The organism is Streptomyces sp. CNH287 (genome assembly GCF_000424825.1).
The window spans coordinates 231909-252140 of sequence record NZ_AUKQ01000004.1 but is presented as its reverse complement, the minus strand read 5'-3'; the positions used below and the strand labels follow the sequence as shown (position 1 = coordinate 252140).

The 20232-nt window shown below is 71.9% G+C and carries 18 protein-coding genes; 7 read left to right on the top strand and 11 right to left on the bottom strand.

The features are described from left to right. Positions 1-110 precede the first annotated feature (110 nt). Positions 111-851 carry a TetR/AcrR family transcriptional regulator gene (locus tag H299_RS0104070; RefSeq protein ID WP_486587142.1) on the bottom strand — a complete coding sequence of 247 codons (741 nt, stop codon included), beginning with the start codon at positions 849-851 and terminating at the stop codon, positions 111-113. A 76-nt stretch (positions 852-927) separates the two neighbouring features. Here H299_RS0104070 and H299_RS0104065 point away from each other — a divergent pair, with 76 nt between their 5' ends. After that, positions 928-3129: an MMPL family transporter gene (locus H299_RS0104065; RefSeq protein ID WP_027747367.1), complete on the top strand. Its 2202-nt coding sequence runs from the start codon at positions 928-930 to the stop codon at positions 3127-3129. 109 nt (positions 3130-3238) lie between these two features. Here H299_RS0104065 and H299_RS0104060 read toward each other — a convergent pair whose 3' ends face one another. From H299_RS0104060 to H299_RS0104030, 7 genes are all read right to left on the bottom strand, one after another. After that, positions 3239-4066 (bottom strand): ABC transporter ATP-binding protein, encoded by an 828-nt coding sequence (locus tag H299_RS0104060; protein WP_078512451.1) that lies wholly within the window; start codon positions 4064-4066, stop codon positions 3239-3241. Further along, positions 4053-4988: an ABC transporter permease gene (locus tag H299_RS0104055; protein WP_078512450.1), complete on the bottom strand. Its 936-nt coding sequence runs from the start codon at positions 4986-4988 to the stop codon at positions 4053-4055. Before H299_RS0104055 ends, H299_RS0104060 begins: the two co-directional genes overlap by 14 nt. 64 nt (positions 4989-5052) lie before the next feature. Next, a complete protein-coding gene (locus tag H299_RS0104050; RefSeq protein ID WP_037757875.1) occupies positions 5053-5898 on the bottom strand; it encodes a glycosyltransferase in 846 nt (281 codons plus the stop codon). Positions 5899-5996: 98 nt separating this feature from the next. Continuing rightward, positions 5997-6782, bottom strand: a complete 786-nt coding sequence (locus tag H299_RS0104045) for a CDP-alcohol phosphatidyltransferase family protein (protein WP_199782388.1) — start codon at positions 6780-6782, stop codon at positions 5997-5999. Then, the gene (locus H299_RS0104040; protein ID WP_027747362.1) at positions 6760-7824 is read right to left on the bottom strand and encodes an iron-containing alcohol dehydrogenase family protein; all 1065 of its coding nucleotides are present in this window, start codon (positions 7822-7824) and stop codon (positions 6760-6762) included. The genes H299_RS0104045 and H299_RS0104040 overlap by 23 nt, the downstream gene beginning before the upstream one ends. After that, positions 7812-8570 carry a phosphocholine cytidylyltransferase family protein gene (locus H299_RS0104035; protein ID WP_027747361.1) on the bottom strand — a complete coding sequence of 253 codons (759 nt, stop codon included), beginning with the start codon at positions 8568-8570 and terminating at the stop codon, positions 7812-7814. The genes H299_RS0104040 and H299_RS0104035 overlap by 13 nt, the downstream gene beginning before the upstream one ends. Next, entirely contained in the window at positions 8567-10447 is a 1881-nt protein-coding gene (locus tag H299_RS0104030; protein ID WP_078512449.1) for a CDP-alcohol phosphatidyltransferase family protein, read from the bottom strand. The genes H299_RS0104035 and H299_RS0104030 overlap by 4 nt, the downstream gene beginning before the upstream one ends. Positions 10448-10893: 446 nt before the next feature. Between H299_RS0104030 and H299_RS0104025 the strand changes: the two genes are divergently transcribed. Both H299_RS0104025 and idi read left to right on the top strand, forming a co-directional pair. Next, positions 10894-11829, top strand: coding sequence for a cation diffusion facilitator family transporter (locus H299_RS0104025; protein WP_027747359.1), 936 nt, complete (start codon positions 10894-10896; stop codon positions 11827-11829). A gap of 69 nt (positions 11830-11898) precedes the next feature. After that, positions 11899-12459 carry an isopentenyl-diphosphate Delta-isomerase gene (idi, locus tag H299_RS0104020; protein ID WP_027747358.1) on the top strand — a complete coding sequence of 187 codons (561 nt, stop codon included), beginning with the start codon at positions 11899-11901 and terminating at the stop codon, positions 12457-12459. Positions 12460-12466: 7 nt separating this feature from the next. Here the strand turns inward: idi and H299_RS0104015 are convergent, their stop codons facing one another. After that, entirely contained in the window at positions 12467-13000 is a 534-nt protein-coding gene (locus H299_RS0104015) for an ATP-binding protein (protein ID WP_027747357.1), read from the bottom strand. Positions 13001-13219: 219 nt separating this feature from the next. Between H299_RS0104015 and H299_RS0104010 the strand changes: the two genes are divergently transcribed. The 4 genes from H299_RS0104010 (at position 13220) to H299_RS0103995 (ending at position 17748) form a co-directional block, all read left to right on the top strand. Then, positions 13220-13987 (top strand): enoyl-CoA hydratase/isomerase family protein, encoded by a 768-nt coding sequence (locus tag H299_RS0104010; RefSeq protein ID WP_027747356.1) that lies wholly within the window; start codon positions 13220-13222, stop codon positions 13985-13987. Positions 13988-14065: 78 nt separating this feature from the next. Continuing rightward, entirely contained in the window at positions 14066-14929 is an 864-nt protein-coding gene (locus tag H299_RS0104005) for an SCO6745 family protein (protein ID WP_027747355.1), read from the top strand. Between the two features lie 77 nt (positions 14930-15006). After that, positions 15007-15129, top strand: coding sequence for an LPFR motif small protein (locus H299_RS40175; protein ID WP_486587141.1), 123 nt, complete (start codon positions 15007-15009; stop codon positions 15127-15129). Between the two features lie 126 nt (positions 15130-15255). Next, positions 15256-17748 (top strand): Tex family protein, encoded by a 2493-nt coding sequence (locus tag H299_RS0103995; protein ID WP_027747354.1) that lies wholly within the window; start codon positions 15256-15258, stop codon positions 17746-17748. 86 nt (positions 17749-17834) lie between these two features. Here the strand turns inward: H299_RS0103995 and H299_RS32065 are convergent, their stop codons facing one another. Beyond that, the gene (locus tag H299_RS32065; protein ID WP_486587140.1) at positions 17835-19460 is read right to left on the bottom strand and encodes a SulP family inorganic anion transporter; all 1626 of its coding nucleotides are present in this window, start codon (positions 19458-19460) and stop codon (positions 17835-17837) included. A gap of 69 nt (positions 19461-19529) precedes the next feature. Beyond that, complete coding sequence (locus H299_RS0103985) at positions 19530-20132, bottom strand: carbonic anhydrase (protein ID WP_027747353.1); 603 nt, start codon at positions 20130-20132, stop codon at positions 19530-19532. Positions 20133-20232 lie beyond the last annotated feature (100 nt).

Here is a 20232-nt window from a genome sequence, read left to right as displayed (position 1 = left end):
CGACCAGCGATGCCGCCGTGGCCGCACATCCCCGGTAGCCGCGATTTTCGCACCGGTCCAGCTTACGCCGAACATCGACTCCGCGTGCGAGGACGGTGGGTTGCCGCGGATCAGGGCGCGGTGAAGCCCGCGACCAGGGTGCGCAGCGCCCGCTCCACGACCGCATCCCGCTGCCGCGCGGAGAGCCGGGCGAACATCCTGTCGTCCAGCAGCAGCGTGGCCAGGCCGTGCACGAGCGACCAGGCGGTGAACTCGGCGCCCGCCCGGCGCTCCGGCGGCATCCGGCCCGCGGACACCAGGTCGTCGAGCACGTCGATCAGGAGCTGGAAGGAGCGGAACTGCGGCCACTGCCCGGCCGGCTGCGGCACGCCCGCCGCGTTCACCGGGACTTCGAGCTCGGGGGTGTCGCAGAAGGCGGAGCGGAAGAGGCCCGGCTCCTCCAGGGCGAAGCTGACGTAGCCGCGCCCCATGTCGAGTATCCGGCGCTCGACCGCCTCGGTGTCCCGGGCCGGGCGTTCGCCGCCGGGACCGGCGGCCCCGGCCATCCGGTCGGCGAGGCGGTGCTGGCTGACCGCCTTGACCGCCGCCAGGAGCTCGCCCTGTCCGGCGAAGTGCCGGTAGGCGGCGGTGGGTGACACCCCGACGGCGCGGGCGGCGGCGCGCAGCACGACCGCATCGGGACCCCCGTGGCGTGCCAGCCCGAGGGCCGCCTCGATCAGGGCGTTCCGCAGGTCTCCGTGGTGGTAGGCCGCCTTGCCGCCGACGGAGCCGCCACTGCCCCCGCCGACGGCACCGCCACCGGCACCCCGCGCGGAGCCGGGTTTCCGCGAGTTGTCCTCCATGGCTGCCATCCTGCCTCATGTTGACAGCATTAACATCCCCTGGAAGAGTGAGATGTTGACGATGTAAACATCAAAGGGGAAGACCATGTTGCACCGGATCGCGGAGCTGTGCCTGCGGCGGGCCCGCGCACTCCTGCTCCTGACTCTCGTCGCCGTGGTGGCGATGGGTGCCCTCGGCTTCGGAGCCTTCGGGAAGCTCCAGGCGGGCGGCTTCGAGGACCCCGACGCGGCGTCCTCGCGGGCGCAGAAGGTCATCGACGACGAGTTCGGCGGCGACAGCAACCTCATCCTGCACATACGCGCCGAGGGGGGCCTCGACTCTCCCGCCGTGCGGCAGGCCGGCCGCGAGATCACCGAAGGCGTGCGCGGCGCGGCACACGTCACCAACGTGGTCTCCTACTGGGACGCCGAGAGCACCAGCCTGGCCTCCAAGGACGGCAACGAGGCGCTGCTGCTGGCCCATGTCGGGGGCGGCAGCGCCAAGCAGGCCGAGTACGCCAAGGAGGTCGTCGACGCCTGGGCGGGCGACCGGGGCGCGGTCACCGTGCAGGCGGGCGGTCCCGCCGCGCTGAACAACGACATCACCGAGCAGGTCTCCCGCGACCTGCTGGTGGCCGAGGCCATCGCGGTGCCGCTCACCCTGATCCTGCTCATCCTCGCGTTCGGCAGCCTCGTCGCCGCGCTGCTGCCGCTGGCCATCGGCATGATCGCCATCCTGGGCACCTTCGCCGAGCTGTACGTCCTCGGCAGCGTCACCGACGTCTCGGTCTTCGCCATCAACCTCACCACCGCGCTCGGCCTCGGCCTGGGCATCGACTACGGGCTGCTGCTGGTCAGCCGGTTCCGCGAGCGGCTGGGCGAGGGCGACGAGGTGCCCGAGGCGCTGCGCACGACGGTGCGGACGGCGGGCCGCACCATCGCCTTCTCCGCCGCGACTGTGGTCGCCGCCCTCTCCGCACTGCTGCTCTTCCCGCCCTTCTTCCTGCGCTCCTTCGCCTACGCGGGCATCGGCGTGGTCGCCATCGCCGCGCTGGCCGCCCTGATCGTGGTCCCGGCGCTGCTGGCGGTACTGGGGCACCGGGTCAACAAGGGACGGCTGCCCTGGGCGGAGTCCGTACGCCGCCCTGACGCCCCCGTCTGGGGCCGGATCGCGGCCACCGTCATGCGCCGCCCCGCACTGACCGCCCTGCCGGTGCTGGCGCTGCTGCTGCTCGCCGCCAGCCCGCTGCTCGGGGTCACCTTCGGCACCCCGGACGAGCGGGTGCTGCCCGAGGACGCGAAGAGCCGGCTGGTCTCGACCGCGGTGGCGGAGGGCTTCACGGGCAACGACGCGAACGCGATCCAGGTGGTGACCACCGGCCCCGTCCAGGCGGACGAACTGGCGGCGTACGCCGGGAAGCTCAGCGCCCTGGACGGCGTCGCGCGCGTCCAGGCCGGCACCGGCACGTACACCGCGGAGGGGTCCAGCCCACCCGGCGAGGCCCACGCGGCGCTGGACCGGCCGAGCGCGCAGCGGCTCACCGTCACCAGCACGCTGGAGTCCAAGTCCCCGGCGGCGGAGGACCTGGTCCGCGAGGTGCGCGGCATCCCCGGCCCCGGCGGCGTCGAGACCCTCGTCGGCGGCGCGGACGCGCAGCTGGTCGACTCCAAGACGGCGATCAGCGACAACCTGCCCGCCGCGGTGGGCATGGTGGCCGGCACGACGTTCATCCTGCTCTTCCTCTTCACCGGGAGCGTGGTGCAGCCGCTGCGGGCCCTCCTGCTCAACGGCGTCAGCCTCACGGCCGCCATCGGCGTGATGGTGTGGATCTTCGAGGACGGCCATCTGTCCTCGCTGCTGGGCTTCTCCCCGATGCCGATGGACACCTCGATGACGGTGCTGCTGTTCTGCATCGTCTTCGGCCTGTCCATGGACTACGAGGTCTTCGTCACCAGCCGCATCAAGGAACTGCACGACGCGGGCGCCGACAACACCACCGCCGTCACCCAGGGGCTCGCCCGCACCGGACGGATCGTCACCATGGCGGCGGGCCTGCTGGCGGTCAGCTTCTTCGCCTTCGGCACCAGCCAGGTCAGCTTCCTCCAGATGTTCGGCCTCGGCAGCGGGCTGGCGATCCTGATCGACGCGGTCGCCGTACGCGGGGTGCTGGTGCCCGCCGCGATGCGGGTGCTGGGCAGCCGCACCGCCTGGTACGCGCCCGCCGCCCTGCGGCGGCTGCACAGCAAGGTCGGTCTGGAGGAGGGCGGCCCGGACGAAGCCAGGGACCGTACACCCGCCGGAGTCTGACGCCCCGGCCGCCGGGACCGGAGCCCGGCACACGAAGAGCCCCCGCGCCAGGCGCGGGGGCTCCTGTGCGACCGGTGGGGCCGCCGCGAACGGCGGGCCCGCGGATGCGCTACTTGCCGGTGAACTTCTCGTACTCCTTGAGGACTTCCCCGGTCTCCCCGTCCATCCGCAGGACCCCGTGCTCCAGCCACAGCACCCGGTCGCAGGTGTCCCGGATCGACTTGTTGTTGTGGCTCACCAGGAAGACCGAACCGGCCTCCTTGCGCAGCTCGCGGATACGGGCCTCGGAGCGCTTCTGGAACTTCTTGTCGCCGGTGGCCAGCGCCTCGTCGATCATCAGCACGTCGTGGTCCTTGGCCGCCGCGATGGAGAACCGCAGCCGGGCCGACATGCCCGAGGAGTACGTGCGCATCGGCAGCGTGATGAAGTCGCCCTTCTCGTTGATCCCGGAGAAGTCGACGATCCCCTCGTAGCGCTGCCGGATCTGCTCGCGCGTCATGCCCATCGCCAGCCCACCGAGGATGACGTTGCGCTCCCCCGTCAAGTCGTTCATCAGCGCCGCGTTGACCCCGAGCAGCGAGGGCTGGCCGTTGGTGTAGACCTTGCCGCGCTCGGCGGGGATCAGGCCCGCGATGGCCTTGAGCAGGGTGGACTTGCCGGAGCCGTTCGAGCCGATCAGGCCGATCGCCTCGCCCCGGTAGGCCGTGAAGCTGACGCCCTTGACGGCGTGCACCTCGCGTACGCCCTTGTCCGTACCGCGCCGGATCATCCGGTTGAGGGCGGCGGTGGCGCTGCCCTTGCCGCGGGCGCCGCCGTTCACGCGGTAGACGATGTGCAGCTCCTCCGCGATGACCGTGGGCACCCGGGGGCCCCCGGCCACAGCGGGAAGCTCCGCTCCGGGAGCCTTCGCTTCGGTCGACTTCTCAGCCACGGCCATAACGCTCCTCCGCCTTCCAGAAGAACACAAATCCGCCGATGCCCACGAGCACCGCCCAGCCGACCGCGAGCAGCCACACGTGGCCGCCGATGCTCTGGTGGTGCGGGCCGTCGATCAGCGCGTACCGCATCAGCTCCATGTAGACGGTGGCCGGGTTGCCCGCCACCACGTCCGTCAGCCAGGACGGGGTGTCCCGCTTCTCCAGCATGTACTCCAGCGGGAACATCACGCCGGACGCGTACATCCAGGTACGCAGCACGAACGGCATCAGCTGGGCCAGGTCGGGGGTCTTGCTGCCCAGCCTGGCCATGATCAGCGCGAGCCCGGTGTTGAAGACGAACTGGAGGGCCAGCACCGGCACGATCAGCAGCCACAGCAGGGTCGGGTAGTGCCCGAACCCGACCAGGATCACCGCCAGCACGATCATCGAGTACAGGAGCTGCTGGAGCTGCTGGAGCGAGAAGGAGATGGGCAACGAGGCGCGCGGGAAGTGCAGTGCCCGCACCAGGCCCAGGTTCCCCGCGATCGCCCGTACGCCGGACATCACCGACTGCTGCGTGAACGTCCACACGAACACGCCGGTGACCAGGAAGGGAATGTACTCGTCGTTCGCCATCCCGCCGCGCCCGCCGAGCAGCACACCGAAGATGAAGAAGAAGACCGTGGCGTTCAGCAGCGGTGTGAGCACCTGCCACACCTGGCCCAGTTTCGCCTGGCTGTACTGCGCGTGCAGTTTGGCCTGGGAGAAGGCGAGGATGAAATGGCGCCGCGCCCACAGCTGGCGGACGTACTCCGCCAGGCCGGGGCGCGCACCGCTCACCGTCAGGCCGTACTTGGCCGCCAGTTCCGCCGGCGGCAGGCTCTCATCCGGTGACGGCGGGGAATTCACAGCGACCGCACCCTTGTGCGTAGTCTCGCTCACGTTGAAACTTTCGTCCTCACTCTGCAAGTGACTCGAGCCCCCGATGTTCTCAGATACGAGCTTGTCAGATCACAGGAGGGCGGCCCAGTCTGGTCAGCCGCCAGACCGTGCGCCACCGCATCGGCCGACGGGGGCCGCACGGTGTGGTCCACCCCTCCTTGAAGCCGCCCAGCCAGGCCCGCAGCGCCTGCCGTGAGGGCCGGCGCGCGAGGGTGAGCAGCAGCCAGACACCCACGTAGACCGGGACCAGTACGGCGGGCAGGTTGCGGCGGGCCAGCCACACCCGGTTGCGGGCGACCATCCGGTGGTAGACGGCGTGCCTGCTCGGGGCGGTGGTCGGATGGTGCAGCACCAGGTCGGCGCGGTACTCGATGCCCCAGCCCGCGTCCAGCGCCCGCCAGGCCAGGTCCGTCTCCTCGTGGGCGTAGAAGAACTCGTCGGGCAGCCCGCCCACCTGCGCCAGCACCCGCGTACGGGCCGCGCTGGCGCCGCCGAGGAAGGTGGTCACCGGCGAGGAGCGGGCCGGGTCGGAGGCGCGCAGCCGGGGCACGTGGCGGCGCTGGGTCACCCCTGTGTCGGGGTCGGCGATCCGGAAGCTGAGGATGCCCAGCCGCGCATCGGCCTCGAACGCCCGGCGGCACAGCTGCGCCGTGTCGGTCCGCGGCAGCAGCCCGTCGTCGTCCAGGAAGAGCAGGACGTCGACATCGGTGCCGCCGGAGCCGAAAGCCTCGATACCGACATTGCGCCCGCCGGGGATGCCGAGATTTTCCGGAAGCTCGACCGTGCGTACACCTTCCGGCAACGCGGGCAGCGGTGCCCCGTTACCGACGACCACGATCTCGACCGGGTCGCCGTCCTGCGCGGCGACGGAGGCGATCAGGGCGAGCAGCTCCGCCGGCCGGTTCCCCATGGTGAGGATGACCGCGCCGAGCCGCGTCGCCGTACCGCCTGCCGCCGTGCGGGACGGTGCCGGGCCGGGGGCCGCCTCGCCGGGTGCCGCCGGGCTGTTCACTTGAGCCTGCTGGAAGCCAGGACGGAGACCAGGTGCAGCAGCGTCTGGAGCAGCGCGATGCCCGCCAGCACGGCGACGCCGAGCCGGGTGAAGAAGAGGTCGCCCTGGATCAGGTCCAGCACGGCCACCAGCAGGATCAGCAGCGACGCCTCGACGCCGCCGACCAGCCGGTGGAACTTCAGCGCCGCCGCCGCCCGGCGGGCCAGCGCCAGGCCGGACGAGCGCGGCACGGCCGCCTCGTCCTGCACGGCGGGCAGCCCGCTGCGGGCACGGGCGACGTCCACGAGATCCGTCTCCGCCTTGATGAGGATCGCGCCGAGGGCGGCCAGGGTGCCGAGGAACGCCCACATCCAGTTCGCCGAGTCGCCCTCGGTCTGGAAGACGTCGGCAGCCCGGACGCCGAAGCCGACCAGCAGCGCCGCCTCGCAGAGGTAGTGGCCCACGCGGTCGAGGTAGACCCCCGTGATGGAGGTCTGGCCGCGCCAGCGGGCGACCTCGCCGTCGACGCAGTCCAGCAGCAGGTAGAGCTGGATGAGCAGCGCCGCCAGGATCGCCCCGGTCAGCCCCGGCACCAGCAGCGCCGCGCCCGCCGCGACGCCCGCGACGATCATCAGGTAGGTGAGCTGGTTGGGCGTTATCCGGGTGTTGACCAGATACGGGTCGCAGCGCAGGGAGATCTCGCGCATGTAGAGGCGCCCGGCCCAGTGCTCCCCGCTGCGGCGGTCCTTGACCCCGTCAGGGTGAACGATCGGGCGGAGTTCAGCTACTGATGGCTTGTGCATAGTCGGCGTATGCGTCCCTGATCTGGTCGGCGGACAGGTCGAGGTGCTCGAGGATCGTGTAGCGCCCGGGGCGGGTCTGCGGTGCGTACTCGACCGCCTTGACGAACTCGTCCACGTCGAAGCCGATCTCGGAGGGCAGCACCGGCAGGCCGTGCCGCCGCAGCACGCTCGTGATCAGCGCCGTCTCCTCGCGCGCGCCCCGCAGGTGCATCGCGAAGGCGGCGCCCAGGCCGCACTGCTCGCCGTGCAGCGCGGAGCGCTTGGGGTAGAGCAGGTCCAGCGCGTGGCAGATCTCGTGGCAGGCCCCGGAGGCGGGGCGGCTGTCCCCGGCGATGGACATGGCGATGCCGGTCAGGACCAGCGCCTCGGCGTAGATGACGAGGAACTCGTCGTCGCCGATGCCGCCGGGGTTGCGCAGCACCGAGTCGCCCGCGCTGCGCGCCATCGCCGCGGCGAGGCCCTCGAACGCCTCGCCGGTGACGCGGTGCGACAGCTCCCAGTCGGCGACGGCCGAGATGTTGCTGAGCGCGTCGCCGATCCCGGCGCGCACGTAGCGCACCGGGGCCTCCCGGATCACGTCCAGGTCGATGACGATCGCGATCGGGTTCGGGACGCCGTACGAGCCGCGCCCCGCGTCGTTGTCCAGGGTGGAGACGGGCGAGCAGAGGCCGTCGTTGGCGAGGTTGGTGGCCACCGCAACCATCGGCAGACCGATGCGCGCGGCGGCGTACTTCGCCGAGTCGATGACCTTGCCGCCGCCGAGGCCGACCACCGCGTCGTAGCGGCCGGACTTCTTGATGGCGTCGGCCAGCCGGACGGCGCCGTCGATGGTGCCGTCGGCGTCATGGAACCAGTCGGCACCCGGCAGCGCCGGGGCGATCCGGTCCCGCAGGGCCTGGCCCGAGCGCGGGCTGATGGCCACGGCGAGCTTGCCGCCGGGCGAGATCCGCTGGTCGGCCAGCAGTCCCGCGAGATCGTTGAGGGCACCGGCCCGGATGTCGACCGTCAGGGGGGACGGGATCAGTCGGGTCAGTACCGGCATGCGATCTCCCGGCCCTTGGCGAGATCGTCGTGGTTGTCGATCTCGACCCAGGAGACCTCGCCGATCGGTGCGGTGTCGATGGTGAAGCCGCGGTTGACCAGCTCCTGGTAGCCGTCCTCGTAGTAGAGGTCGGGGTCCTTCTCGAAGGTGGCCTTCAGTGCGTCGGCCAGTTCCTCGGCGGCCTCCGGCTCGATCAGCGTGAGGCCGATGTACTCGCCGGTCGCCTCAGCCGGGTCCATCAGCTTGGTGATCCGGCGGACTCCGCTGCCCTCGGCGGCGACGACCTTCATCTCCTCGTCGGCGAGGTCCTTGACCGTGTCGAGCGCCAGGATGATCTTCTGCCCCTGGCCGCGCGCGGCCAGCAGCGTCTTCTCGACGGAGACGGGGTGCACGGTGTCACCGTTCGCCAGCAGGGCACCCTGCTTGATCACGTCACGGGCGCACCACAGGGAGTAGGCGTTGTTCCACTCCTCGGCCTTGTCGTTGTCGATGAGGGTGAGCGAGACGCCGTACGTGCGCTCCAGCTCCTCCTTGCGCGCGTAGACGGCTTCCTTGCGGTAGCCGACGACCACGGCGACGTCGGTGAGGCCGACCTCGGCGAAGTTGGCCAGGGTCAGGTCGAGGATCGTCTTGGCCTCGCCGCCCCCCTCCGGTTCCGGGCCCACCGGGACCAGTGCCTTGGGCAGGGTGTCGGTGTAGGGACGCAGGCGCCGTCCGGCGCCGGCTGCCAGCACAAGGCCGATCATGCGGGTTCTCCTGATTCGTCGTGTACGGCGGGTGCTTTGGAGGACACCCAGAAGCGGATGCTCTCGCTGAGCACCGCCACAGCGATGACCGCGGCGAGCACGGTCAGCGCGATGGTGAAACCTTGTCCTTGGCTCTCCCCGCCGCCCAGCCACAGGGCGGCGACGGCGGCGGCCACCAGGGTCCGCCCCTCGTGCCCCCCGATCGCCCGCACCAGCTGGGGCGGAGGCGCACCAGTGCCACCGCGGATGCGGTACACCGTGTCGTAGTGATGGTAGGCGACCGCCGCCACCAGCCCGAAAGCGGCGGGCAGTGCGCCGTTCACCTCGGACCGGGCGGCCAGCACCAGGACGGTGGAGTACTCCGCTGCCCGGAAGACCGGCGGCGCCAGCCAGTCCAGCGCGCCCTTGAGCGGCGCGGCCACGGCCAGGCCGGAGGTGACCGCGTAGAGCGCGGCGCCCAGCACCGGCCACCAGCTGCCCACGGGCGCCCACAGCGCCGTCGCCACCACCACCGCGCCGCCCGCGGCGGCGACCAGCGGCGCGGCCAGGCCGCGCCCGGCGCTCGCCACGGCCAGTGCCAGCGGGCCGCTGTCGGCGAGGTCGGCCAGTGCCCGCGCGGCACGGTCGGTGCGCCGCGCCTTACGGGTGAGCGAGCGCAGCACCCGTCCGGCGGTGGTGTAGCAGGCGGCCAGGGCGCAGCCGATGATCAGCACCCACAGGGTGATGCGCGGGGTGGTGCAGGCGGTGAGCACCGCGATCATCGCCCAGCGCTCGCCGATCGGCAGCACGATCATGCGCCGGACCCAGACGGTCCAGCCCGCGCTGTCGAGACGGTCCGAGAGGGCGGCCGTCGGGCTGGTGTTGGCGGTGGCGTCGTGGTTCGCCTCGTTGAAGGAGAAGTCGACGACGTGCCGGGCGGTCTGGAGGACCATCGCACCCAGCGCCAGCGCCCACACGTCGTCGCCGCCGCGGGCGGCGCCCAGCGCCAGGCCCGCGTAGTAGGCGTACTCCTTGGCCCGGTCGAAGGTGGCGTCCAGCCAGGCGCCCAGCGTCGAGTAGCGCAGCGAGTAGCGGGCGATCTGGCCGTCGGTGCAGTCCAGCACGAAGGAGGCGAGCAGCAGCACGCCCGCCGCGACGAACCCGGCGCGGGTGCCGGTGGCGGCGGCCCCGGCCGCGATCAGCGCGGTGATCAGCGAGGCGGTGGTGACCTGGTTGGGCGTGAAGCCGCGGCGGGCGCACCAGCGGGCGAGGTAGCGGGAGTAGGGGCTGACGCAGAAGGTGGTGAAGAAGCCGTCCCGCGCCTTGACCGCGCCGCGCAGCCGTACGGCCTCGTCGTCCGTGCGGGCGACGGCCGCCTCGGCTTCGGCGCGCTCCTGGGGGCCGGCCGGGACGGTGGCGACGAGCACGCCCAGCTCCGGGCGGTGCAGAGGGACGCCGTCGGCGGCCAGGCGGTCGGCGAGTACGTCGGGCAGGGTGCGGACGGCCGCGGGGTGCGGGCCGGTGCGGGTGTCGGTTTCGGTCCGCGTCGCAGCCGGTGCGGCCGTCGCCGTCCCGGCGGCCGGTGCGGTACCGGGCTCGGCGTCCGGTGCGGCCAGCGCGCGGGACAGCGCGCCGCGGCTCTCCGGCTGGACGGTGAGCGCGCCGGGCACCGCCGCGGCGGCGAAGCGCGGGTCGGTCAGGGCGAGCCGCAGGCTGTGCGGGTGCCCCACGAAGCGCGGGTCCACGAGGGCGACCCGCTCCCGGTCCGGGACCGCAGCCAGCGCGGCGCGCACACCGGCGTCGTCGTCCGCCCGCCGCACGTCGAACCCCAGTGCTCGCAGGCCGCTCTCCAGCGGTGACCCGGCGACCGGCGGGCCGGTGAGGATGGCGGTGGACAGCGGAACTCACTCCTTGGCGGCGGAACGGCGGATGCGCTGATGCGGCCGGCGCACGGCGGGCCGCCGTGGGCAGGGCGCAGGTCCAGGCGCGCCCCTCACTCGTTCGTGGGACGGCGGCGTGTCGGCAGAGGCTATCCGATGCGTGACGGCGGGCGTTCACCACGCATTCACCGCGGCGGGGTTGCCCTGCCGCGGGACAGCATGTCCGATCATGGCACGGGCCACAAACGACGGTCTCCAAGGACTGTCCCGTCACCTCCGGGCCGGGCGGCGACAGCCGCGGCGCCTCGTCCCCCGTAAAGCCGCCGCCAACCCCCTGACCTGCGAAGCAAAAGCCCTGGTCAGAGCACATGACAACGGTGTTCAGTGCCGCGTTGCAAGATACCCCCCGCCCGTAGTTCACTGGTGATCGCCAGTACGTTCGGAGCGATGCGGAAGGCGGCAGCATGGGCGCGGGACACGATCACGGAGGGCCCCGGCCGGGGGCGGGCAGCACGGCCTCCGCCGCGTACCGGGGGCGGCTGCGGACCGCGCTGTGCATCACGCTCGCGGTGATGCTCATCCAGATCGTCGGCGGGCTGGCGGCGGACTCCCTGGCCCTGCTGGCCGACGCGGGCCACATGGCGACCGACGCCGTCGGGCTGGGCATGGCGCTGCTGGCGATCCACTTCGCCAACCGCCCCAGCGACGACCGGCGGACCTTCGGCCTGGCGCGGGCCGAGATCCTCGCCGCGCTCGCCAACTGTCTGCTGCTGCTGGGCGTCGGCGGCTACATCCTCTTCGAGGCGGTCGAACGCTTCGTGACCCCCGCCGAGACCGACGGCGGGCTCACCCTGCTCTTCGGCGCGCTGGGCCTGCTCGCCAACCTCGTCTCCCTCACGCTGCTGATGCGGGGCCAGAAGGAGAGCCTGAACGTGCGCGGCGCGTTCCTGGAGGTGCTGGCCGACGCGCTGGGCTCGGTCGCGGTGCTCCTCTCGGCCGGGATCATCCTGCTGACCGGCTGGCAGCCCGCCGACCCGATCGCCTCGATCCTCATCGGCCTCATGATCGTGCCGCGCACGGTGCGGCTGGCACGGGAGGCGCTGGACGTGCTGCTGGAGTCGGCTCCGCGTGACGTGGACATGGACGAGGTGCGCGCGCACATTCTGGCGGTGCCCGGTGTCGAGGGCCTGCACGATCTGCACGTGTGGACGATCACCTCGGGAATGCCCGTACTCTCGGCGCACGTGGTGGTGGACCAGGAGGCGCTGGACGCCGTCGGGCACGAGCGGATACTGCACGAACTCCAGGGCTGCCTCGGTGAGCACTTCGATGTCGAGCACTGTACTTTCCAGCTGGAACCCCTTGGACATGCCGCGCACGAGGCCAAGTTGTGCCACTGAATACGGCAGACTGACACGGCAGACCGACCGGGTAACCGGGTAACCGGACAAGCCGAGAAGAGGACGAAGATGGCGAACAGCTCAGCGGCCCCGATCATGCTCGAACTGGTCGACGAGGACGGCACCACGATCGGTACCGAGGAGAAACTCGCCGCCCATATCGCGCCGGGCCAACTGCACCGGGCTTTCTCCGTGTTCCTCTTCGACACCTCCGGCCGTCTGCTGCTCCAGCGGCGCGCGCTGGGCAAATACCACTCCCCCGGCGTCTGGTCCAACACCTGCTGCGGCCACCCCTATCCGGGCGAGCCGCCCTTCGTGGCCGCCGCCCGGCGGGTGGGCGAGGAACTGGGCGCGGCGCCCGCCCTGCTGCGGGCGGGCGGCACGGTGCGGTACAACCACCCCGACCCCGCGTCCGGGCTGGTCGAGCAGGAGTTCAACCACCTCTTCACCGGTCTGGTGACCGACCCGCTGCGGCCGGACGCGGAGGAGATCGCCGAGACGGCCTTCGTCACTCCGGAGGAGCTGGAGAAACTGCACGCGGAGGGGCCGTTCTCCGCCTGGTTCATGACGGTGCTGGACGCGGCCCGGCCGGCCGTACGGGAGGTGACCGGGCCGGCGGCCGGCTGGTGAAGCGGGCTCACAGCGCAGGCGCGGCCCCTGGTCTCCCGGCGGCGGGCAGCGGCAGCGCCGCCCAGATGACCTTGCCGCCACTGCCCGTCTGCTCCACGTCGCAGACCCCGCCCGCCTCCTGAGTGATCGTCTTGACCAGGAGCAGACCGCGACCTCCGGTGTGCTCCTGGTCGGGGTCGGCGGCCAGCGCCTTGGGCCGGTAGGGGTGGCCGTCCTCGACGGCGACCCGCACCCAGGTGGCGCCGAGGGACACCTCCACGCCGATCTCCGGTGAGAGCAGCGCCGCGTGCCGCACGGAGTTGGTGACCAGTTCGGAGACGATCAGCAGCAGCCCCTGGAGCAGCTCGCCGGGGACGGGGGCCCGCTGCCGCCGTACCAGGTCCCGGACGGCGTGCCGCAGCTGCGGGACCGAGGTGTCGGCCACCGGCGCCGCGAAACGCCACGTCCCCTCGTACCAGAGCGGCGTCGCGCGGTCCTGTACCGGTGTCGCGACCGAGGCCCGGCCACCCGCATCCGCCGGCAGACTCCCGCGGATTTCCATCTCCCGCACCCCGCTCCTATCGAGTGTTCTTGCATCTGTTCTTGCATCTGTTCTTGTATCGAGTGTTGAGATCTCACACCTCACCCCTGGTCCAGTGACCGCAAGTCGACACTTATCGATAAGTTTTGGCGTGTCCTGTTCGAAGCGGAATCCGATGTGACCGTTTTTGCATAAGCCGTGTGCCGCAGCGTGACCAGGGCGGCGGATACGATCAGGTGCATGGAGTCAGCAGAAGCCACGCTGCGCACGGAGCGGAGCGGCGGAATCGCCACCGTGACCATCAGCCACCCGGCGAAGCGGAATGCGATGACCCCGGCCATGTGGCGGCGGCTTCCCGTTCTCCTGGAATCGCTCGCCGCCGACCCCGCGGTGCGGGTGCTCGTACTCACCGGCGCGGGGGGCACGTTCTGCGCGGGGGCCGACATCGGCACGCTGCGGACACAGACCCCGGCCGCCCAGGGCCTGACCGTGGCGGCCGAGGAGGCGCTGGCCGCCTTCCCCAAGCCCACCCTGGCGGCCGTGCGCGGACACTGCGTCGGCGGCGGCTGCCAGCTCGCCGCCGCCTGCGACCTGCGCTTCGCCGCCGAGGACGCGCTCTTCGGCGTCACCCCGGCGAAGCTCGGCATCGTCTACCCGGCGGGCTCCACCGGGCGCCTGGCGCGGCTCGTCGGCCCGGCCACCGCCAAGTACCTGCTCTTCTCAGGGGAGTTGATCGGCAGCGACCGCGCGCTGCGCTGCGGGCTGGTCGACGAGGTGCATCCCGGCGGACCGGACGACGCGCTGGAGAGACGGGTGGCCGAGTTCGGCGCGCTGCTGGCGACGCGGTCGCGGCTCACCCAGACCGCCGCCAAGGAGTTCACCGACGGCCGCGCGGACGCGGACCGCCTGGCGCGGTGGCAGGAGGAGTCCGCCGCGAGCGGCGAGGCGGCCGAGGGCATCGCCGCCTTCCTGGAGCGGCGGGCGCCGCGCTTCCGCTGGCCGGGCTGAACACGCCGCGCCGCCACCCTCCCCGGCGTTGCGCCGCGCCCCTTCCTCTTCTCCATTACCGCTCGGTAACGTGAGAGCATGACGACTCTCCCCGCGCGTGCCGGTCGGCGCTGCCAGCACGTGCTCAACCCGTTGCACTCCACCGTCTACTTCTCACCCGACCTGGCCCGGGAACTGGCGCCGTACGGCATCGAGGACCCCAACGCGGCCTACCTGGCGAGCCGTGCCGCGGCGATGGGGACGGTCGGCGCGGGTACGGTGACCGCCGCCTTCTACCACTTCAGCCACGCCCTGGTCGCCCGCTTCGTGCCCGAGGTCTGGGACTTCGCCTCCCCCGACACCGTCCTGGCCGCCCGGTTGCGCGCGGCGGACGCCACTCTCGCCCGGCTGCTCGGCGAGAAGACCCTCGCCTCGGCGGAAGTACGCGAGGCGGCCGGGCTGGCGCTGCGCGCCGCACGCGGCTGCACCCGTCCGGGCCGTCCGCTCTATGCCGCGCACGCGGACCTGCCGGTCCCCCAGACCCCGCACCTGGCGCTCTGGCACGCGGCCACGCTGCTGCGCGAACACCGCGGCGACGCGCACCTGGCGGTGCTCCAGCACGCCGGCCTGGACCCGCTGGAGGCGCTGGTCAGCCACACCGCCAGCGGGCACGGCATGGCATCGCGGTGGATTCTTGCGACCCGCGGCTACGACCGGCAGGACTGGACGGCCGCCCAGGACCGGCTGCGCGAGCGCGGCCTGCTCGACGAGGCGGGCGCGCTGACCGAGGCCGGCCGCACGCTCCGCAAGCGGCTGGAGGAGGAGACGGACCAGCTGGACCGGCGCCCGTACGAGGTGCTGGGCGCGGAGGGCGTGGCCCGGCTCACCGAGCTGGCGACCGGCTTCACCACCACCGCGCTGGGCAACGGCGCCTTCCCGGCCGACCTCCTCGGCAAGGACTGACCACCGGGCGGCCGCCGCCCGGCCACCTCGCGGCCGGGCCGGGGTTTGGCGACGGCGGCTGCGGCAACTCGGCGTCCATGAAGGCCATCGCAGACATATTCCGCATGATCGGCGGCGCCATCGCCACGATCGTGACCCTTCCCTTCCGCGCCCTGGCCCGCCTGTTCGGAGGTGCCTCGCGGGCAGGCGGACGCCGCTGACCGGGGCCACCGAGGTGCTCCGTGCGCGTCCCACCGGCCGCCTGTCGGTGCCACCTGCCACAATGCAGGCTCACCGGGTGGCATCCGGTCTGGGACGAACGGCACCGAGAAGCGGAACGGATCAACGTGACGAGCAGCATCGAAGGCAGGATCGCCGGAGAACTCGGCGTACGGGAGCGGCAGGTCAAGGCCGCGGTCGAGCTGCTCGACGGCGGTTCGACCGTTCCCTTCATCGCCCGCTACCGCAAGGAGGCGACGGAGCTGCTGGACGACGCGCAGCTGCGCTCCCTCGAGGAGCGGCTGCGCTACCTCCGGGAGCTGGAGGAGCGGCGCGAGGCGATCCTGGAGTCCGTACGCGGGCAGGGCAAGCTGGACGACGCCCTGGAGGCCCGCATCCGCGGCGCCGAGTCCAAGGCGCGCTTGGAGGACATCTACCTGCCCTTCAAGCCCAAGCGCCGCACCAAGGCGCAGATCGCCCGTGAGGCCGGGCTCGAGCCGCTGGCCGAGGCCCTGCTGACCGACCCCGGCGTCGATCCGCTCGCCGCCGCGGCCGCGTTCGTGGACCCGGAGAAGGGCGTCGCCGACGCCGCAGCAGCGCTGGAGGGCGCGCGGGCGATCCTCACCGAGCGGTTCGGGGAGGACGCCGACCTCATCGGCGAGCTGCGCGAGCGGATGTGGAGCCGCGGGCAGCTCGCGTCCCGGGTGCGGCAGGGCAAGGAGGAGGCGGGCGCCAAGTTCAAGGACTACTTCGACTTCTCCGAGGCGTTCACCGACCTGCCCTCGCACCGGGTGCTGGCGATGCTGCGCGGCGAGAAGGAGGAGGTCCTCGACCTCACACTCGACCCGGAGCCCCCCGGCTCGCCGGACGCCGCCGGCGCGGCCGGGCCTCCGGCCGAGCGGCCCCGCACCCCGAGCGCGTACGAGAGCGCCGTCGCGCGGCGGTTCGGCATCGCCGACGAGGGCCGCCCGGGTGACAAATGGCTGGCGGACACCGTGCGGTGGGCCTGGCGTACCCGCATCCTGGTGCACCTGGGAATCGACCTGCGGCTGCGGCTGCGTACCGCCGCCGAGGACGAGGCGGTGCGCGTCTTCGCGGCCAACCTCCGCGACCTGCTGCTCGCCGCCCCGGCCGGCACCCGCGCGACCATGGGGCTCGACCCGGGCCTGCGTACGGGCGTGAAGGTCGCCGTCGTGGACGCCACCGGCAAGGTCGCCGCGACGGAGACGGTATTCCCGCACGCGCCGCAGAAGCAGTGGGAGGCGGCCCGGGAGCGGCTCGCGGCGCTGGCCGCCGAGCACGGCGTCGAACTGATCGCCGTCGGCAACGGCACGGCATCCCGCGAGACGGACAAGCTCGCCGGTGAACTCATCGACGCGCGGCCCGAGCTGAAGCTGACGAAGGTGATGGTCTCCGAGTCGGGCGCCTCGGTCTACTCCGCCTCCGCGTTCGCCTCGCAGGAGCTGCCCGACCTGGACGTCTCGCTGCGCGGCGCCGTCTCGATCGCGCGCAGGCTCCAGGACCCGCTGGCGGAGCTGGTCAAGATCGACCCCAAGTCGATCGGGGTGGGGCAGTACCAGCACGACCTGTCGGAGGTGAAGCTCTCCCGCTCACTGGACGCCGTGGTCGAGGACTGCGTCAACGGCGTCGGGGTCGATGTGAACACCGCCTCCGCCCCGCTGCTCTCCCGGGTCTCCGGCATCGGCAGCGGCCTCGCGGAGAACATCGTGGCCCACCGCGACGGCAACGGCCCCTACCGCAACCGCAAGGACCTCAAGGCTGTGGCACGGCTGGGCCCCAAGGCGTACGAGCAGTGCGCCGGCTTCCTGCGCATCCTCGGCGGCGACGACCCGCTGGACGCCTCGGCGGTGCACCCGGAGGCGTATCCCGTGGTGCGCACGATGGTGCGGGCGGCCGGGGCGGACGTGCCGTCCCTGATCGGCAACACCCAGGTGCTGCGCACGCTCAAGCCCGCCGACTTCGTGGACGACACCTTCGGGCTGCCGACGGTCACCGACATCCTCAGGGAGCTGGAGAAGCCCGGCCGGGACCCGCGTCCGGCGTTCCGGACGGCCAGCTTCATGGAGGGCGTCGAGAAGCTCGGCGACCTGGCGCCGGGCATGGTCCTGGAGGGCGTGGTCACCAACGTGGCCGCGTTCGGTGCCTTCGTCGACGTCGGCGTGCACCAGGACGGCCTGGTCCACGTGTCGGCGATGTCGAAGACGTTCGTGAAGGACCCGCGCGACGTGGTCAAGCCCGGCGACATCGTGAAGGTGAAGGTCCAGGAGGTGGACGTGGCGCGGAAGCGGATCTCGCTCACGCTGCGGCTGGACGAGCAGGCACCCGCGGACGGTGAGGGCGGCGAGGGCCGCGGCCGTCGCGGCGGCGGGGCCACCACGCCCCGCCAGCGGCAGGGCGGCGGGCAGGGCGGCCGGGACCGGCAGGGCGGTCAGGACCGGAGCCAGGGCGGCGGCGGTCGCCGGCAGGGCGGCCCGAGTGGCCAGGGCGGTCGGGGCGGCGCGGCCAAGGGCAAGCGGGGCGCGGCGGCGGCGCCCCCGGCGAACAGCGAGATGGCCGAGGCGCTGCGCCGCGCGGGCCTGCTGGGCGGCTCCGGCGGCTGACGCCCCCGCGCACGCCGCGCGGGCCCCGCCGGCGATGGCGGGGCCCGTTACCCTCATGCCGTGCGGCCACGAGGGGTCGCGGCCGCTCAGGGGGTGCGGCTGGAGAGGGATGCGGCCTCCCGTTCCGGGAGCGGCTCGAAGTCGTGCTCCTCGACCGGTACGGCGTCGTCCGGCATCCGCACCTCCACGAGGTCCACGCCGGTCCCGCGGCGCTGCGCCGCCCAGCTCTCCACCTGGCTGCGGCAGGCGAGGTCGAGATGGGTGACGCCGGTCATGTCGATCTGGACGGGCTTCCCGGTGGGGATCTGGTCGAGCGCGTCGATGAGTTGCGGCATGCGCAGGAAGGTCGCGCGCCCCTTGACCTCCAGCCGGGAGTTGTCGTCGTCCGAGGTGTCGCGGATGGTGATGCGGGACATCCGCAGGGCGGTCAGGACGACCGCGGCGGCGAGTCCGACGAGCACGCCCTCGAGCAGGTTGGTGACGACGATGGCCAGCGTGGTCAGGAACATGACGACGCCTTCACCGCGGTCGAGGCGCCACATCTTCCAGAAGGCCGGGGGGTTGAACAGCTTCCAGCCCGCGTGCAGCAGGATGCCCGCCAGGATCGTCACGGGAATGAGCTTCAGCACGTTGGGGAACAGCAGCGCGAAGCCGAGAATCCAGAAGCCGTGCATGACCCGGGACGCCTTGGTCCTGGCGCCCGCGGTCACGTTGACGGAACTGCGCGCGATCACCGCGGTCATGGGAAGCGCGCCGACAAGTCCGCACAGGGTGTTCCCGATGCCCTGGGCGCACAGTTCCTTGTTGAACTTGGTACGTGGACCGGTGTGCATGCGGTCCACGGCGGATGCGCTGAACAGGCTCTCCGCCGAGGCGATGACCGTGAACGTCACGACCATGGTGAGGATTTCGAAGGCGAAGACGTCGCCCATCGCACCGGGGCCGGTGATGTCGATGGCGTCCATGACCCCGCCGACGGTCACCCGGTCGACGTCGAAGCCCGGCGCCGCCGAGATGAGCGATCCGACGAGCACGGCGACAAGCGCCGCGGGCACCTTGCCCAGCGGCCCCGGCACGAACCGCCAGCAGAAGCACACCACGACCGCGAAGACTCCGAGGCCGAGCGCGGCCGCCATCTCCTGGCTGCTGAGGATGTCGCCCACCAGGGTCGGGACCCCGGCGAGGTTGTCCAGCGCGGAGCCCTTCTGCTCGGCGTCGCTGACCATGTAGAGCTGGCTGATCACCAGGGGGAGTCCGATACCGGCGAGCATGCCCTGCACTACGGAGAGGGATATGGACTGGAACAGCCGGCCCATGCCGAAAAGGCCGAGCGCGATCTGGAGCAGACCGGACAGCAGGACCACGGGGCCGAGCATGCCGATGCCGTGATCGGTGACGAACTCCAGGACGAGGGCGGCGAGTCCGGCGGCCGGGCCGCTGACCTGGAGGCTGCTGCCGGGCAGGCAGCCGACGATGCAGCCGCCGATGATGCCGGTGAGAATCCCGAGTGCGAGGGGCACTCCGGAGGCCGCGGCGATGCCGATACACAGGGGGATTGCTACGAGGAAGACCACGAGCGAAGCCAGGAAGTCCTGGCCGATGGTCTGCGCGTCGATCCTGCCGGGCTTCTTGCCCGGTGACGCGGTCGATGAGTGACGTGCACCTGGTCTGGGGAAAGAGAAGGTGGTGGGCACGTGAGTCCTTTCGATCACGCCACAACGATGTGGCGTGCGCTGGGGGGACGAGCGCTGCCCCAGGGGGGGTGTGGAGGTCCGGGCTGGTCAGTACCGGCTGAAGACCCCCTTTGCGTGGTCGAGCTCCCACACTTCGGCCGTGTCCACGCGGTAGTACCAGCCGTGCAGCGTGAGCTGGCCCGCCGCCGTCCGCCGGCTGACCTCCGGATAGCCGCGCAGCACCTCCAGTTGCGTGACGACGTGCTGCTGCACCGTGCCCGGCAGCGCCGGGTCCTCGGCGTCCACGCCGAGCGCGCCGTCCAGGCCCTTGCGGGCCGGGTCGAGCCACTGGGCCACCTTCGGCAGCGGTGTGAGATCCTCGTTGCGGGCCAGGGCTCCGACGGCGCCGCAGTGCGAGTGCCCGCACAAGACGATGTCGCTCACCTTGAGGACTTCCACCGCGTACTCGATGGTGGCGGCCTCGCTGCACGCGTGCCCCGGCTGGTGGGGCGGCACGATGTGCCCCGCGGTACGCAGTTCGAAGAGCTGCCCGGGCCGCGCCCCGGTGATCAGGGTCGGCACGACGCGGGAGTCGGAACACGTGATGAACAGGACGGATGGCGCCTGACCGGTGGCGAACTTTTGCAGCATCTCGGTTTCAGCGGTCATTCGGTGCTGAAAGGTGCGCGCTTGCGCGAGCAGTACCCTCATGATCGCCTCTCGGGGTTCGGCATCCCGGAGCGGAATGCGGTCTGAGAAGCATGTGAGCGACGTATTGGCCGACCGTGAGACCACAGTGAGAGAGTTCTCA

Coding starts and splice junctions, on each gene's coding strand:
- H299_RS0104035 (WP_027747361.1), bottom strand. CDS start 8,570: ATGATCGGCCTTGTGCTGGCAGCCGGCGCCGGACGGCGCCTGCGTCCC.
- H299_RS0104045 (WP_199782388.1), bottom strand. CDS start 6,782: ATGCACAAGCCATCAGTAGCTGAACTCCGCCCGATCGTTCACCCTGAC.
- H299_RS0104040 (WP_027747362.1), bottom strand. CDS start 7,824: ATGCCGGTACTGACCCGACTGATCCCGTCCCCCCTGACGGTCGACATC.
- H299_RS0104005 (WP_027747355.1), top strand. CDS start 14,066: ATGACGACTCTCCCCGCGCGTGCCGGTCGGCGCTGCCAGCACGTGCTC.
- H299_RS0104015 (WP_027747357.1), bottom strand. CDS start 13,000: ATGGAAATCCGCGGGAGTCTGCCGGCGGATGCGGGTGGCCGGGCCTCG.
- H299_RS0104060 (WP_078512451.1), bottom strand. CDS start 4,066: ATGGCCGTGGCTGAGAAGTCGACCGAAGCGAAGGCTCCCGGAGCGGAG.
- H299_RS0104070 (WP_486587142.1), bottom strand. CDS start 851: ATGGCAGCCATGGAGGACAACTCGCGGAAACCCGGCTCCGCGCGGGGT.
- H299_RS0104025 (WP_027747359.1), top strand. CDS start 10,894: ATGGGCGCGGGACACGATCACGGAGGGCCCCGGCCGGGGGCGGGCAGC.
- H299_RS40175 (WP_486587141.1), top strand. CDS start 15,007: ATGAAGGCCATCGCAGACATATTCCGCATGATCGGCGGCGCCATCGCC.
- H299_RS0104010 (WP_027747356.1), top strand. CDS start 13,220: ATGGAGTCAGCAGAAGCCACGCTGCGCACGGAGCGGAGCGGCGGAATC.
- idi (WP_027747358.1), top strand. CDS start 11,899: ATGGCGAACAGCTCAGCGGCCCCGATCATGCTCGAACTGGTCGACGAG.
- H299_RS0104065 (WP_027747367.1), top strand. CDS start 928: ATGTTGCACCGGATCGCGGAGCTGTGCCTGCGGCGGGCCCGCGCACTC.
- H299_RS0103985 (WP_027747353.1), bottom strand. CDS start 20,132: ATGAGGGTACTGCTCGCGCAAGCGCGCACCTTTCAGCACCGAATGACC.
- H299_RS0104050 (WP_037757875.1), bottom strand. CDS start 5,898: ATGGGGAACCGGCCGGCGGAGCTGCTCGCCCTGATCGCCTCCGTCGCC.